The following is a 15511-nucleotide window of genomic DNA, read 5'->3' as shown; positions in this document are numbered from 1 at the left end:
ATTATTCTTTTTTCTCTTCTCTTGGAGGTCTTGGTAAAAGTGCTTTTCTTGACACTTTTTCTTTTCTAGTTTTTGGGTCAAGTCCTAAGTATTTCACTTGGAATACATCGCCCATATTTACTACATCCGTAACGTTTTCAGTACGTTCCCAAGCCAACTCAGATACGTGTAATAAAACTTCGTTTCCAGGAGCATCTGTATATTCTACAACCGCACCAAAATCTAACATTTTGATTACTTTTACTTCATAAGCTTCTCCCATTTGTGGTTTGAAAATGATAGAATCAATTTTAGCCAATACTGCAGCAATTCCGTTTGGATCTGTACCTAAAATTTCAACTACACCTTGCTCATCTACCTCGTTAATAACGATAGTACAACCCGTGGCTTTTTGTAATTCTTGAATTACTTTTCCACCAGGTCCAATCAAAGCACCAATGAAATTTCCAGGAATTGTACGCATAATAATTTTTGGTGCGTGTACTTTAACGTCAGCATTTGGTTTATCAAGTGTTTCCATCAATTTACCTAAGATATGTAAACGTCCATCACGAGCTTGAGCCAAGGCTTGCTCCATAATTTCGTATTTCAATCCGTCAATTTTGATATCCATTTGACAAGCTGTAATTCCTTCAGAAGTTCCAGTTACTTTGAAATCCATATCTCCTAAATGATCTTCATCACCTAAAATATCAGATAAAACAGCAAAACGTTCTCCGTCAGTAATCAATCCCATCGCAATTCCAGAAACTGGACGAATCATTTGAATACCAGCATCCATTAATGATAATGTACCAGCACAAACCGTAGCCATTGAAGACGAACCATTCGATTCTAATACTTCAGAAACCACACGAATGGTATAAGGACAATCAGCAGGAATCATATTTTTCAAAGCACGTTGTGCTAAATTTCCGTGACCAACTTCTCTTCTTGAAGTTCCTCTTAAAGGACGCGCTTCTCCTGTAGAAAATGGTGGGAAATTATAGTGTAAATAGAATTTTTCTTCTCCTTGTTCAGATGGTGAATCAATTTGGTTCGCTTCTCTAGAAGTTCCTAAAGTAGCTGTTGCCAAAGCTTGCGTTTCACCACGTGTAAACAATGCCGATCCGTGAACCGATGGTAAGTAATTTACTTCACTCCAAATAGGACGAATTTCAGTAGTTTTTCTACCGTCTAAACGCGTACCTAAATCTAAAGTTACATTACGAACCGCTTCTTTATTGGTTTTGTAGAAGTATTTAGAAACTAAATCTCCGTTTTCTGCTAATTCTTCTTCAGTAAATAAAGCTTTAACTTCTTCTTTTACAGCGTCAAATGCAGCTGAACGTTCGTGTTTAGCCGAACCTTTGCTTGCAATAGCATAAATTTTATCATAAGCCGCAGCTTTTACTTTAGCGTAAATAGCGTCGTCCGTTTTCTCAGTTTCGTAGGTACGAACTTCTTTTTTTCCAAACGCTTGCGCCAATCTTTCTTGAGCAGCAATTTGTACTTTAATATGTCCGTGAGCAAATTTAATTGCTTCAACCATTTCAGCTTCTGAAATTTCTTTCATTTCTCCTTCTACCATTGCGATAGAATCAGTTGAAGCTCCAATCATCATATCAATATCAGATAATTCTAATTGTGCGCGAGATGGGTTGATGATAAATTTACCATCAATTCTTCCCACTCTAGCTTCAGAAATTAATGTTTCAAAAGGAATGTCAGACAATGCAAGAGCTGCCGAAGCTGCTAATCCTGCTAAAGCATCTGGCATCACGTCTTCGTCATGAGACATTAATTGAATCATAACTTGTACTTCAGCATGGTAATCCGATGGAAAAAGAGGGCGCAATACACGATCCACTAAACGCATTGTTAACACCTCGTTATCACTTGGACGCGCTTCTCTTTTGAAGAAACCTCCAGGAAAACGACCTGCTGCTGCAAATTTTTCACGGTAATCTACCGTCAAAGGTAAAAAGTCAATGCCTGGGCTTGCTTTTCTTGAAGAAACAACTGTACCTAATATTACAGTATTTCCAATTCTTACTACTACAGATCCGTCTGCTTGTTTGGCTAAACGACCTGTCTCGATTGTGATGCTTCTGCCATCACCTAAATCGATTTTTTCTACAAATAATTGTGGAATCATAAATTTAATTCTCAAAGGTTATACAAAAGGTTAGTTGTGTTGTTGTGTGTAGTTGTTTGTAACCCAATGAAAAACCAAACTTTTTATATTAATATAAAAAAAACAAAAAGGGGCACAAAGCCCCTTTAGTTGATTATTTTCTAATTCCTAATTCTTTAATAATCTCACGATATCTGTTGATATCTTTTTTCTTTAAATAGTCAAGAAGACTTCTTCTTTTACCTACTAAAAGCACTAACGAACGCTCTGTGTTAAAATCATGACGATTTTTTTTCAAATGCTCTGTTAAGTGAGAAATTCTAAATGTGAATAATGCGATTTGCCCTTCAGCAGATCCAGTGTTTTCAGCTTTTCCTCCGTGTTTAGAGAAGATTTCAGCTTTAGTTTCTTTAGTCAAGTACATGCCAATATTATTTTAAATGATTTTTATGTATGAATTGTATGGTTGCAATTCGGATGCAAAGATAAAAATAATTTGGAATTTAGAATTATGTTTTTGAATTTATTTTGAAAATGTTACAACTTAAGCAATTTTTTCAATCGATTTGAAAGCTCTTTTTAATAAAAACGGAGTTGATAAAGTAGTGATCAACCCCATGATTACTAGCATTGAGAAGATTTCAGTATTGATAATTCCTGCTTTGTAGGCGATGTTTGCAATCACTAATTCCATAATTCCTCTTGCGTTTAAACCAATGCCTAGCGCGAGTGATACTTTATGATTTAATCTTGCAAATCTACCTCCAATGTAACCTCCAATAATTTTCGATAAAAAGGAAACAGCAATTATAGCAAATAATAAGGGATAGTTTTGAATAGATGAAAATTGGAATTCGAGCCCAATTCCTGCAAAAAAGATAGGAGCTAAAAATCCCATTGCCATACTATTTGTAGTATTGTGGAATGTTTCTAAGTGTTTTTTTCCCACCAATTCTTTTGAAATTAGCATTGACGCAAAGAAAGCCCCAATAATAAAATGTAATCCGATACTTTCTGTAATGGTTGCAAATATTAAAATAAATACAAAAAAAACAGCAAATAAAGATTCTTTGCCTTTTAAGTAAGTAAGAATCAAATTCAGTTGATTTTCAATAAAATTTTCTTTCTGCGCTAATTTCTGAATCAATTTATAGGTTAATGCTATAACAATAAGAAAAATAATTAGCTTTAGAACAGTAAAAACAGTCGCTTGAGAAATGTTTGCGAAAGTAGGTTCAACATCTTTTAAATCTAATAAAATTCCTAAAATCGTCAGTGCAATTACATCGTCAAAAATTGCCACCGAAATTATTTTTTGGCCTACAGAAGAATTTAATTTTCCCAAATCCATCAGAATCCGGATACTAACGGGTAATGCAGTAATGGCAACACAAAGACCAATAAAAATAGTTGACATTACATCTTGTCCAAAATAATTTCCTACTAAATATCCTGAAATTAAAGGTATAAAAAAAGCAGCAATTGAAATTATTATATTTCTGCCTTTCATTGATTTTATAATTTCGTCTAAATGAATTTCGAGTCCAGCAATAATAACCAGAAGAAAAACACCAAGTTCTGAAATTACTTTTAATTCTTCTGTGCGATGAATAAAATTAAGTAGAGTAGGTCCAAGTAATACCCCAGCTAATATTTCGCCAATCATCGCAGGTTGTTTAAATCGCTCCATTACTTCGCCAAAAAGCCTGGCTAAAACTAATAATATTAATAGATTAGCAAAAAAAGGAAGTTCTAAACTAGGAACACTGAATGGCATAATTAACTTGTATTAAGTTGTAAATGTAGACAAATATATTAAAAAGGCATTGATGTTGTTATCCCTTTAAAATAATTTTACTATTTCTTGATTTACATACTCTAAAAATCGTTCGTCAGCTTCAGAAAAAGGATCTATTTCATGAGAATCAATATCAATTTGTCCAATGTTAATGCCATTAACAAAAAGTGGAACTACAATTTCTGATTTAACCGTAAAACTACAAGCAATATAATTATCTTGAGCTGAAACGTCAGGCACTACAAAATTAGAATTGGAAATCGCTACTTGACCACAAATTCCTTTTCCAAAAGGAATTACTGTATGGTCAGTAGGAGCACCAACATAAGGGCCTAAATGCAATGTTTTTGTTTCATGATTTGCAAAATAAAAACCAACCCAATTGTAATACGAAACCGAATCAGTTAATAATTGACAAATGGCTAATAGTTTTTCTTCTCTTGTTTTTTTAGGTTCTAAAACAATTTCAGAAACTAGTGTTTTCAAATTGGTAAATAACATTTTTATTTTTTTTACAAAAGTATTTATTCTACACCATAAAAAATTCTATATTTTTGTTAAAAATACATATCTTGAAAAATAGTTTTAGTCAACATAAAATTTTCTTTATTTTTTTATCAAAGTTTATACTTTTTTACATTGTTTTTACAGCAATTTATAATTTGTATTTACAGCAATTTGATCAAAAGAAGAATGAATTAGATGATTTTACCGAACTTGTTGCAACTCATACTGTAAAAATAATGTCTTTATTTACTGAAAACATTAAAATGGAATCTCATCAGTTTCAACCGGCAGTTCGATTAATTTATAATGATGTATATATTGCACGTGTAGTAGAAGGGTGTAACGCCATAAGTGTCATGATATTATTCGCGGCTTTTATCTTCTCTTTTTCGGTTCGATGGAAAAAAACGATTCTATACATTGTATTAGGAGTTTTTTTACTTCACCTATTTAATTGCATTCGAATAGCACTATTGTGTTTTTCTTTATTTCATTATAAACAATATGCTACTGTTTTACATGGAACTATTTTTCCGCTGATTATATACGGCGCTGTTTTTGTTTTATGGATTTTATGGGTAACTAAATATTCTGGTTATGGAAAAGCAACTAAAAAATAAAGGACAAATACTTTTGATAATTTCATCAATTTGCGCTTTGGTATTCATTCGATTATTTGAAGACCAACTTTTTTATGATCCATTTTTACAATTTTTTAAACAAGATTATAAAAATAAAACATTGCCAAATTTTGAAGGTGTAAAATTGTTTTTAGGAATATTATTAAGGTATTCGTTAAATACCATTTTTTCTCTTGCAATTTTATATTTATTATTTAAACAAAAAGAGTTAGTTCGATTTGCTATGATATTATATGTTGTTTTTTTTATTGGGTTACTATTTGCTTTTTTTGGATTACTTTATTTTTCAAAACAACCTGATTATTTAATTTTATTTTACATCAGACGATTCATAATTCAGCCTTTGTTTTTGGTTCTTTTTATTCCTGCATTTTATTATCAGAAACTTTCAAAATAAATTGTAAATTTGCACTAATGATTTTCAGAAAACACATAAGTATTATTTTATCCACACTTATTTTGCTTGCCAATTTAGGTTTGAGTTTTAGTGTGCATTATTGTAAGGATGAGATTGCTTCTGTTTCTTTTCAATTTAAAAAGGAAGAACCTTGTGTTGAAAAAGTTACTTCGTGTTGCGCAAAAGAAGCTTCTCATGCATCTTGTTGTTCTGATAAAGTAATTAAAGTTGAAAAGAAAACCGATGACATATTGGTTAAAACCTTTCAGTTAGAGCTTCAACCAGCTGTTTTTTATTATGTTTGGCAACCGGCGTTTATTGCTTTTAAACCAGAAATTGAGACTTCAAAGCAAGTTGGTTTTTATTGCGATTCCCATGCGCCGCCCCTCTACAAACTTCATTGTCAATTAGTTTTTTACGCATAAGTTTATTGTTTTTTATTCTGTAAATCAAAGAATTATTAACAATAAATTACATATTATGTATAAAAAAATAGTGTTTGTGCTTTTCTTTATTTCTTCTTTTGCTTCTGCTCAAGAAATTATAAAAGGAATAGTTACAGACAAAAAAAAGCAACCATTATTTGGCGCCAATATTGCCTGGCAAAATTCGAAATCAGTTACTAAAACCGATGAAAATGGTAATTTTTCAATTGAAAAGTCTACCGAAGTTTCTATTTTAGAAATAAGTTATGAAGGTTTTGAAACCCAAAAAATAATAGTTTCTTCAGTCGAAAATCTTTCCATTATTCTCAAAGAAGTAAACAATCTTAAAGAAGTTACCATTTCAAAAACAAAGAAAAGCACCGAACATTCGCTTTATAAAGTTGCGAACGTGCAAACCATGGGACAAAAGGAATTGTTAAAAGCTGCTTGTTGTAATTTGTCGGAAAGTTTTAGCACAAATCCATCAATCGATGTCAATTTTTCTGATGCGGTAACGGGTAATCGTCAAATTAAAATGTTAGGATTAACAAGTCCTTATATTTTAATTACTGATGAAAATATACCTTCTGTTCGAGGCGCTTCACAAGCCTACGGATTGTCTTTTGTGCCTGGAACATGGGTAGAAAGCATTCAAATTACAAAAGGCGCAGGAAGTGTTATAAATGGTTACGAAAGTATCTCGGGACAAATTAATTATGAGGTATTAAAACCCTTTAATGACATTCCTTTTTTCTTAAATCTTTATGGTTCACAAGACAGCCGATATGAATTAAATACGAATTTCAATCATAAATATTCTGATAAATTAAGTGCGACTTTATTTCTGCATGGCAATACAAGACAAAGTAGAAACGATATGAATAATGATGGATTTTTAGATAATCCAATTGGCAAACAAGTCAATATTTTAAATCGTTGGCAATATAATGATGCCGAAAAGGGTTGGTTTAGTTTTTTTAACCTTCGTTATATGAATGATGAGAAACAGGCAGGACAAGTTAATTTTAATCCGGAAACAGATAAATTTACTACAAATGCTTGGGGAAGTGAGGTAAATACTGAGAAAATTGAGATTTCAAATAAAACAGGTTATGTTTTCCCCGATATGCCTTATCAAAGTTTTGGTTTTCAAAATTCATTTCAATCTCATAAACAAGAATCCTATTTTGGTTTCAATCAATATACTATTCATCAAAAGAGTTTCTATTCAAATCTATTATTCAATTCGATCATATCAAATACAAAGAATAAATTTACCACAGGAATTAATGTTGCACATGATCAATATAATGAAGCGGTTGCGTTGAATTTTAATCGCGATTTTTCTCGAATTGATAACTCATTAGGAGCTTTTTTTGAATATACATTTGATAATTTAGACAATTTTAGTTTAGTTGCTGGAGCAAGAATTGATCAACATAATAGATTGGGTACTTTTGTGACTCCAAGGCTGCATATTAGATATAATCCATGGAATCAAGCGGTAATTAGAGCTTCTGTTGGTAGAGGAAAACGAGCGGCTAATATTTTTGCCGAAAACCAACAATTATTTGCTTCGAATAGAAATTTCTCCATTTTAAATTCTGATGGAAAACTATATGGATTAAATCCCGAAATTGCTTGGAATTATGGAGTAAGTTTTATTCAGAAATTCAAACTTTTAGGAATGAGTTCTGAAGTAGTATTTGATTATTATGTTACTGATTTTCAAAATCAGGCTGTGGTTGATATTGATGCTAATGCGCAGCAAGTGCTATTTTATAATTTAGAGGGAAAAAGTTTTGCTAATTCTTTTCAAGCTGAGTTTAGTATTGAATTGATTAAGCATTTGAACTTTAAATCGGCTTATAAATATTTTGATGTTCAAACGCAGTATACATCAGTTCAATTACAAAGAGCATTACAAGCAAAGCATCGTATTTTCGGAAATTTATCTTTTGAAACACACATCAAGGAAAAAGGTCAGCAATGGAAATTTGATGTTACTTACAATTGGTTAGGAGAACAGCGTTTGCCAAATACCAATTCTAATCCAGTAGGATATCAATTAGCAGATTATTCGCCTTCATTTGCTGTTATGAATGCTCAAATTACCCGAACTTTTTCCAGTACTTTTGAATTGTATGTTGGAGGAGAGAATATAGGTAATTATAAACAAAATAATGGAATAGTTCAAAGTGAGAATCCTTTTGGTACTTATTTTGATAGTAGTATGTTATATGGTCCTGTTTTTGGTCAAATGTATTACGCAGGATTACGATTTAAAATTAAATAATTAACTTAATAATATCAAAAATGAAAAATAGTATAATAGTAATTTTAGTTGCTTTTTTCACTATATCAGCAGTAGCTCAAGATGCAAAAAGCAAAAATAAAAAAGTTGTTTTTAAAGTAGTTGGTAATTGTGAAATGTGTGAAAAGCGTATTGAAAAAGCTGTTTTTTCAGTCAAAGGAGTTAAAAGCGCTGAATGGCATGTAGATTGTCAAGATATTCATTTATTAATTGATGAAACAAAATGTTCAAAAGAAGACGTTGCAAAAGCAATAGCTTCTGTAGGCCACGATACTGAATTTGTAAAAGCTGAAGACGCTGTCTATGAAAAACTTCATGGATGTTGTTTGTATGAAAGAATCAAATAAATTAGCAAAATAAACCCCCGATTTGAAATCTCAAATCGGGGGTTTTTATTAACTAATTGTATTATTTTTTTTACATCATTCCTGGCATTCCTCCACCCATTGGCATGGATGCAGATTCTTCTTTAATATCGATTAAAGCACATTCGGTAGTTAAAATCATGCCTGCTACTGAAGCAGCATTTTCTAAAGCTACACGAGTTACTTTTTTAGGATCGATAATTCCAGCAGCTAACATTTGAACATATTCTCCTGTTTTTGCATTGAATCCGAAATCGTCTTTTCCATCAGTAACTTTTGCAATTACTACAGAACCTTCTCCACCAGCATTTTCAACAATAGTTCTCAATGGAGATTCAACTGCTTTATTGATAATTTGAATTCCTGTGGCTTCGTCTGCATTTTCGGCTTTAATGTTTACTAAAGCTGCTTTTGCTCTCACTAAAGCAACACCACCACCAGCGACTATACCTTCTTCAACCGCTGCACGAGTGGCATGTAACGCATCGTCAACACGATCTTTTTTCTCTTTCATTTCTACTTCAGAAGCAGCGCCTACATATAAAACCGCAACTCCACCAGCTAATTTAGCCAAACGTTCTTGCAGTTTTTCTTTATCATAATCAGAAGTTGTTGTTTCAATTTGTGATTTGATTTGGTTTACTCTTGCTTTAATGTTTTCAGCAGCTCCAGCACCATTTACAATTGTTGTATTGTCTTTGTCAATTGTAATGTTTTCTGCTGTTCCTAACATGTCTAAGGTAGTATTTTCTAATGAATAACCACTTTCTTCAGCAATTACAGTTCCACCAGTTAATATAGCGATATCTTCTAACATTGCTTTTCTTCTGTCTCCAAAACCAGGTGCTTTTACAGCAGCGATTTTTAACCCACCTCTTAATTTATTTACTACTAAAGTAGCTAACGCTTGTCCGTCAACATCTTCAGCAATGATTAATAATGGTCTTCCTGATTGTGCTACAGGTTCTAAAACAGGCAGTAATTCTTGTAAGTTTGATATTTTTTTATCGTATAATAAAACGTATGGATTGTTTAATTCTGCAACCATTTTATCAGCATCTGTTACAAAGTAGGGTGACAAATAACCTCTATCAAACTGCATACCTTCAACAACATCAACATAGGTTTCCATTCCTTTTGCTTCTTCCACAGTGATAACGCCTTCTTTTCCAACTTTTGAAAAAGCTTTAGCAATTAAATCACCAATAGTTTCATCATTGTTAGCAGAAATTGACGCTACTTGTTTTATTTTTTCTGATGAATCACCCACAGCAACTGCTTGCTTGCCTAATTCAGCAACAATGGTTTCCACTGCTTTATCGATTCCTCTTTTTAAATCCATTGGATTGGCTCCAGCAGCTACGTTTTTCAAACCTTCTTTTACGATGGCCTGTGCTAATACTGTTGCAGTAGTGGTTCCGTCGCCAGCTAAATCATTGGTTTTAGAAGCTACTTCTTTAACCATTTGCGCTCCCATATTTTCTAATGGGTCTGCTAATTCGATTTCTTTTGCTACTGAAACCCCATCTTTAGTTACTGTTGGGCCACCAAATGATTTTGAAATAATTACATTTCTTCCTTTTGGACCTAAAGTTACTTTTACTGCATTTGCTAAAGCGTCTACACCGCGTTTTAAACCATCGCGAGCTTCAATATCAAATTTTATATCTTTTGCCATTTTTTAAATTGTTTTAGGCTTTAAGCAATAAGCTTTAAGCTATGTTAATTTTTGTTTTAACTTGTAAATTTTACTTTTAATATTGTTGATTTTTAATTCTAAATCTTGAAATTTTTCCTTATTGAGATAATCTAAATCTTTTGAAAGAATAAAAAGGTATTCTGTTTCTAAAGCTGAACCTAAAGCAATATTGAGAAATTGGTTAAATTCTTTGTCACTATTTCTACCACAACCTTCACTAATATTTGTTGGTATTGAGGAAGAAGCTCTTCTTAATTGGCTTGTTATTCCAAATAATTCTTCTTTTGGAAAAATTGAAGTAATTTTATATACTTCTAAAGTTAATTCATGACTAAATTGCCAAATATCATATTTTTTAAAATCTCTCATTCGCTTATTGCTTAAAGCTTAATGCTATAATATTGCATAGATTTCATCTTCTTTCATAATCAGGTAATCTTTTCCTTCATATTTGAATTCGGTCCCAGAATATTTACCATAAAGTACGGTGTCGCCAACTTTAACGGTCATAGTGTAGTCTTTTTTGCCATTTCCTACGGCTACTACAGTTCCTTTTTGTGGTTTTTCTTTTGCAGTATCTGGAATAATTATCCCAGATGCAGTCGTTGTTTCAGCTGCCAACGGAGCTATAACAACTCGGTCTGAAATAGGTTTAATGTTTAATGACATAATTACTTTTTTTAATTATTATATTTTTCATTTACTTTTATTCAGAAATTATGCCATTTTAATTTCATGTCATTTTTTCTGAAATAAAAAAGCCAGCACTGACAGGCTGGCATTTTTAATATTTTTATAAATTCTTACTTTGTAGAATCTTTTGCAACTGGAGCAGTTGTTTGTTTGTTTGGCTCAAGAGTTTTTGGAGTAGCTGTTGAAGTATCCGTATTTTCTTGTCCTAATATTTTAGAATCTGTAGCAGCATTTCCTCCATTAAAACTTATACTTGACAATAAGATTAAAGCAATAAGTATTCCACCTAAAGTCCAAGTGCTTTTGTCTAAAAAGTCGGTTGTTTTTTGTACACCACCTAATTGTTGTGAACTTCCAAAAGAAGATGATAAACCACCACCTTTAGGATTTTGAACCATAATCGCTAAAATTAATAAAAAACAAACAATTGTTATTGCAATTAAAAAACCTGTGAATCCCATAATTAATTATTATTTTGTTGTAAATTTTTGATTTCGTTTATTTGGTCTGCAAAGAAACTACTTTTTTCTGGATATTTCAAAATTAATATTTCATAAGCTTGTATTGCTTTGTTATATTTTTTTTGTTCTAAGTACACCTTTGCTAGTGTTTCGGTCATCAAATGTGTTGGTTCTTCAATACTTTTAATATTATTTTCAGTAGTATGACCGTTGTCTTTTATTGGAGGAATTTTTGGATTTGCTTCAATAAATTTGTCAATCAGGGCTATTTTTTTTTGTTTTTCAGCTTCTAAATTTAAACCATTTTCCAAAATATCTCGCTGAATAGGGTTTAATTTAGTAAGTTGTAACCATTCTTGAAACGAATGCTTTTCTGATTTTGAAAAAGATATTGGAACACCAATTCCCAATTTATCTTCTGGAGTTGATGTAAATTCTTCGTTTTCTTTTTCGACAGTTGAATTTGTTTCGGGGATAATTTTTTCAATAGCATGAACATCAATGTCTAAAATATATTTTTGAATGGCATCAATTTTTTCTTGTTGAATTGTTGTGAAATTTTCAGAAGTTATGAATTCAAATAAAATTGTTCGATCTGTTGTATATGCTGCCGTTTTTTTTAATTCGTAGTTATATCTAAAACTTTCTTGATTAAACAATCCTTTCAAATGTAAAGCACGCGCAGCTTGAAAATAGGGATATTGCAATACCACATTTTCTAGCGCGATTGTCTGTTTTTCATTCGTCGCTTCAGGTTTGTTTAAAAGATAAGTTAAATCGGATATATTCAAAATTAAAAAATTATTTTGTTACCATTTTGCTAATGATTCATTAAAAATATCTTGGGTAATTCGTTCGAAAATTTCTTCTAACCCTGCAGATAATTTCGAACCTACTAATTGTTCATTTGCGTCAAAATCATAGAAAAAGGAGAATCTTTTTTCAAAGTTATCATCTTCTTTGTTTCTGTTTGAAAACCTAACATTTACAGCAATTGTTAATCTGTTTTGCGCTGCTCTTTGGTCTGCCGTTGCCGTCATTGGAGAAATTCTATAGTCCACAATTTCACCTTCATATAATAATTCACCTCCTTGATTAACTAAATTTAAATTGGTCTGGTTTTGAATTATATCTTGTAATTCTCTTGTAAATTTTAAATCAATTCCAGGTTCAATTAGATCGGCATTATTTTGGAAATAATTCACCTGAAATGTCTTTGCATTAACAGGTTTTGCTCCGGTGAAATTGTAAATTCCACAACTATTTAAAAGTAGTGCAATTGTAATGCTTAAAACAATAATTACATATTTCATTATAAATCGTATTGTTTAATTTTTCTATATAAGGTGCGTTCTGAAATACCTAATTCATCTGCAGCTGCTTTTCTTTTTCCTTTATTGCGTTCTAAAGATTTTTTAATTAGTTCTATTTCTTTAGCTTCTAAACTTAATGTTTCTTCTTCATCAACTGTTTCGGTAAATAAGTAATTATCATCATCTTCAAATTCTTCCGCAAGCATATTGTTTTGAGTCGGAATCATTTCTACTCTTGGTTTTTCTTCAAAAATAGTATTTTCTTCCGGATTTCCGTAAATTTTTTGGATTAATCCTTTATTTGTTTCTTGAACTTTTGAACTTCCATTTTGCATTAACTCCATCGTAAGTTTCTTCAAATCGTTCAAATCACTTTTCATATCAAAAAGTACTTTGTATAAAATTTCTCGTTCGTTACTAAAATCACTTTCCGATTTTTTTGTACCAATTACGGATGGTAAATTTTGATTTTCTATTGGTAAATAAGACAAAAGTGTTTGTGACGAAATTTCGCGTTTTGTTTCTAAAACAGAAATTTGTTCTGCAACATTGCGCAATTGGCGAATATTTCCACTCCATTTATATTTTAATAAGAATTGAATGGCTTCTTCTTCCAATTTTATAGGGGGCATTTTGTATTTGTAGGCAAAATCGGCAGCAAACTTTCTAAAAAGTAAGTGAATGTCTTCTTTTCTATCGCGAAGTGGAGGCAGCATAATATCTACCGTACTCAAACGATAATATAAGTCTTCTCGAAATTTACCTTTTTCAATGGCATCAAACATATTCACATTCGTAGCAGCAACAATTCTAACATTTGTTTTTTGAACTTGTGATGAACCTACTTTGATGAATTCACCATTTTCTAAAACACGCAATAAACGCACTTGAGTGGTCAAAGGCAATTCGCCCACTTCGTCAAGAAAAATAGTTCCGCCATTGGCTACTTCAAAATAACCTTCACGCGCCCCAGTTGCTCCAGTAAACGAACCTTTTTCATGTCCAAAAAGCTCACTATCAATAGTTCCTTCTGGAATGGCACCACAGTTTACAGCAATATATTTACCGTGTTTTCTATGCGAAAGAGCATGAATAATCTTTGGAATATTTTCTTTACCCACACCACTTTCACCGGTTACCAATACCGAAATATCCGTTGGAGCTACCTGAATGGCTTTCTCCACGGCACGATTGAGTTTTGGGTCGTTCCCAATAATTTCAAATCGTTGTTTTATAGCTTGTACTGATTCCATTTTTTAATTTATAATTAATAATTGACAATTGATAATTTAGTTATTTCCTAATTGTTCATTATCCATTGTTAATTTTTAATTGTTTAGGTTCATGATTTCAGAATATCCAACCGCTTCTCCAATCAATGTTGCTGCGGTGCAATCTGTGATTTTTACTAACACAAATTCACCTATTTTGTAATTTTCTTTTGGGAAAACCACTACGGTATTTTGAGAATTTCTTCCGCTCCAGTGTGCATCAGAACGTTTTGATGCTTTCTCAACCAATACTTCTACTTCTTGTCCAATGAAACGTTGCGTTCTTTCTAAACCTATTTTTTGTTGCAAATCGATTATTTCGTTTAAACGTCTTTTCTTCACTTCTTCAGGAACGTCGTCTTCCATTTTTCTGGCAGCTAAAGTTCCTGGACGCTCAGAATACGCAAACATAAAGCCGAAATCATATTTTACATATTCCATCAAACTCAAGGTGTCTTGATGATCTTCTTCTGTTTCTGTTGGGAAACCCGCAATCATGTCTTGAGACAAAGAGATATCTGGAATAATTGAATAGATTTTGTCAATCAACGCCATGTATTCTTCACGGGTGTGTTGACGATTCATCTCTTTTAGAATTCGTGTGCTTCCACTTTGTACCGGTAAGTGAATGTAGTTGCAAATATTGTGGTGTTTAGCCATCGTTTCAATCACTTCCACATGCATATCTTGCGGATTTGAAGTTGAGAATCTAAAACGCATTTTTGGAAACAACATAGCGCATTTGTCTAATAATTGTGCAAAATCCATTGCTGTAGCTTTTTGCATTTCAGTGGCTTTGTCGTAGTCTTTTTTCAAACCACCACCATACCAAAGGTAACTGTCTACATTTTGTCCTAACAAAGTTACTTCTTTAAAACCTCTGTCATATAGATCTTGAATTTCATCAATAATACTTTGAGGTTCACGACTACGTTCACGCCCACGTGTAAAAGGCACAACACAAAACGTACACATATTATCGCAACCTCTTGTAATGGAAACAAAGGCATTTACACCATTACTATTTAAACGAACAGGCGAAATATCACCATAGGTTTCGTCTTTAGAAAGAATTACGTTGATAGCATCTCTTCCTTCTTCTACTTCGGCTAATAAATTAGGTAAATCTTTGTAAGCGTCTGGTCCAACGACCATATCCACAATTTTTTCTTCTTCTAAAAACTGACTTTTCAAACGTTCCGCCATACAACCAAGAACCCCAACTTTCATCGATGGATTAATTTTTTTAACCGCGTTGTATTTTTCTAAACGTTTACGAATCGTTTGTTCCGCTTTATCGCGAATAGAGCAAGTATTGACCAAAACTAAATCAGCATCTTCTAAGTTTTGAGTCGTGTTGTATCCGTTTTCATAAAGAATAGAAGCCACAATTTCGCTGTCCGAAAAATTCATTTGGCAACCATAACTCTCTATAAAAAGTTTTTTTGTATTTCCTTCTTTTTGGTCAAGCACTAAACTCTGACCTTGTTTTTTTTCATCAATTTCCTTTT

Annotated in this window: 17 protein-coding genes; 5 read left to right on the top strand and 12 right to left on the bottom strand. The window is 32.2% G+C overall.

Annotated elements, in window-relative coordinates; all coding sequences use genetic code 11:
* Position 1: 1 nt before the first annotated feature.
* The 4 genes from ACIQZC_RS04510 to ACIQZC_RS04495 form a co-directional block, all read right to left on the bottom strand.
* Positions 2-2137 (bottom strand): polyribonucleotide nucleotidyltransferase, encoded by a 2136-nt coding sequence (locus tag ACIQZC_RS04510; RefSeq protein WP_396138049.1) that lies wholly within the window; start codon positions 2135-2137, stop codon positions 2-4.
* A 133-nt stretch (positions 2138-2270) separates the two neighbouring features.
* Entirely contained in the window at positions 2271-2540 is a 270-nt protein-coding gene (rpsO, locus tag ACIQZC_RS04505) for a 30S ribosomal protein S15 (protein WP_396138048.1), read from the bottom strand.
* 120 nt (positions 2541-2660) lie between these two features.
* Positions 2661-3893 carry a cation:proton antiporter gene (locus ACIQZC_RS04500; RefSeq protein ID WP_396138047.1) on the bottom strand — a complete coding sequence of 411 codons (1233 nt, stop codon included), beginning with the start codon at positions 3891-3893 and terminating at the stop codon, positions 2661-2663.
* Positions 3894-3959: 66 nt separating this feature from the next.
* The gene (locus ACIQZC_RS04495) at positions 3960-4415 is read right to left on the bottom strand and encodes a GAF domain-containing protein (protein ID WP_396138046.1); all 456 of its coding nucleotides are present in this window, start codon (positions 4413-4415) and stop codon (positions 3960-3962) included.
* Between the two features lie 53 nt (positions 4416-4468).
* Between ACIQZC_RS04495 and xrtF the strand changes: the two genes are divergently transcribed.
* The 5 genes from xrtF to ACIQZC_RS04470 are packed head-to-tail and all read left to right on the top strand — an operon-like array spanning position 4469 to position 8545.
* Positions 4469-5041: an exosortase family protein XrtF gene (xrtF, locus tag ACIQZC_RS04490; RefSeq protein ID WP_396138045.1), complete on the top strand. Its 573-nt coding sequence runs from the start codon at positions 4469-4471 to the stop codon at positions 5039-5041.
* Positions 5019-5459, top strand: coding sequence for an exosortase F system-associated membrane protein (locus tag ACIQZC_RS04485; RefSeq protein WP_396138044.1), 441 nt, complete (start codon positions 5019-5021; stop codon positions 5457-5459). Before xrtF ends, ACIQZC_RS04485 begins: the two co-directional genes overlap by 23 nt.
* 17 nt (positions 5460-5476) lie before the next feature.
* Entirely contained in the window at positions 5477-5884 is a 408-nt protein-coding gene (locus tag ACIQZC_RS04480; protein WP_396138043.1) for an HYC_CC_PP family protein, read from the top strand.
* A 55-nt stretch (positions 5885-5939) separates the two neighbouring features.
* The gene (locus tag ACIQZC_RS04475; RefSeq protein ID WP_396138042.1) at positions 5940-8180 is read left to right on the top strand and encodes a TonB-dependent receptor domain-containing protein; all 2241 of its coding nucleotides are present in this window, start codon (positions 5940-5942) and stop codon (positions 8178-8180) included.
* 20 nt (positions 8181-8200) lie between these two features.
* The gene (locus ACIQZC_RS04470) at positions 8201-8545 is read left to right on the top strand and encodes a heavy-metal-associated domain-containing protein (RefSeq protein WP_396138041.1); all 345 of its coding nucleotides are present in this window, start codon (positions 8201-8203) and stop codon (positions 8543-8545) included.
* 70 nt (positions 8546-8615) lie between these two features.
* Here the strand turns inward: ACIQZC_RS04470 and groL are convergent, their stop codons facing one another.
* From groL to miaB, 8 genes are all read right to left on the bottom strand, one after another.
* Positions 8616-10241, bottom strand: a complete 1626-nt coding sequence (gene groL / locus ACIQZC_RS04465) for a chaperonin GroEL (protein ID WP_396138040.1) — start codon at positions 10239-10241, stop codon at positions 8616-8618.
* A gap of 39 nt (positions 10242-10280) precedes the next feature.
* Positions 10281-10631: a four helix bundle protein gene (locus ACIQZC_RS04460; RefSeq protein ID WP_396138039.1), complete on the bottom strand. Its 351-nt coding sequence runs from the start codon at positions 10629-10631 to the stop codon at positions 10281-10283.
* 24 nt (positions 10632-10655) lie between these two features.
* On the bottom strand, positions 10656-10931 hold the full coding sequence (gene groES, locus ACIQZC_RS04455; protein ID WP_396138038.1) for a co-chaperone GroES: 276 nt from the start codon (positions 10929-10931) through the stop codon (positions 10656-10658).
* 134 nt (positions 10932-11065) lie between these two features.
* Entirely contained in the window at positions 11066-11419 is a 354-nt protein-coding gene (gene secG / locus ACIQZC_RS04450) for a preprotein translocase subunit SecG (RefSeq protein WP_396138050.1), read from the bottom strand.
* A complete protein-coding gene (locus ACIQZC_RS04445; RefSeq protein WP_396138037.1) occupies positions 11419-12207 on the bottom strand; it encodes a tetratricopeptide repeat protein in 789 nt (262 codons plus the stop codon). Before ACIQZC_RS04445 ends, secG begins: the two co-directional genes overlap by 1 nt.
* An 18-nt stretch (positions 12208-12225) precedes the next feature.
* Positions 12226-12729 carry an LptE family protein gene (locus ACIQZC_RS04440; protein WP_396138036.1) on the bottom strand — a complete coding sequence of 168 codons (504 nt, stop codon included), beginning with the start codon at positions 12727-12729 and terminating at the stop codon, positions 12226-12228.
* Positions 12729-13982 carry a sigma-54 interaction domain-containing protein gene (locus ACIQZC_RS04435; RefSeq protein WP_396138035.1) on the bottom strand — a complete coding sequence of 418 codons (1254 nt, stop codon included), beginning with the start codon at positions 13980-13982 and terminating at the stop codon, positions 12729-12731. The genes ACIQZC_RS04440 and ACIQZC_RS04435 overlap by 1 nt, the downstream gene beginning before the upstream one ends.
* A 75-nt stretch (positions 13983-14057) precedes the next feature.
* Positions 14058-15511 (bottom strand): tRNA (N6-isopentenyl adenosine(37)-C2)-methylthiotransferase MiaB (gene miaB, locus ACIQZC_RS04430; RefSeq protein ID WP_396138034.1); only part of this gene is annotated, 1454 nt, incomplete at its 5' end.

The organism is Flavobacterium sp. (assembly GCF_044338735.1).
Lineage (GTDB): Bacteria > Bacteroidota > Bacteroidia > Flavobacteriales > Flavobacteriaceae > Flavobacterium.
The sequence above is the reverse complement of the archived record's forward strand: the minus strand, read 5'-3'. Positions and strand labels throughout refer to the sequence as shown.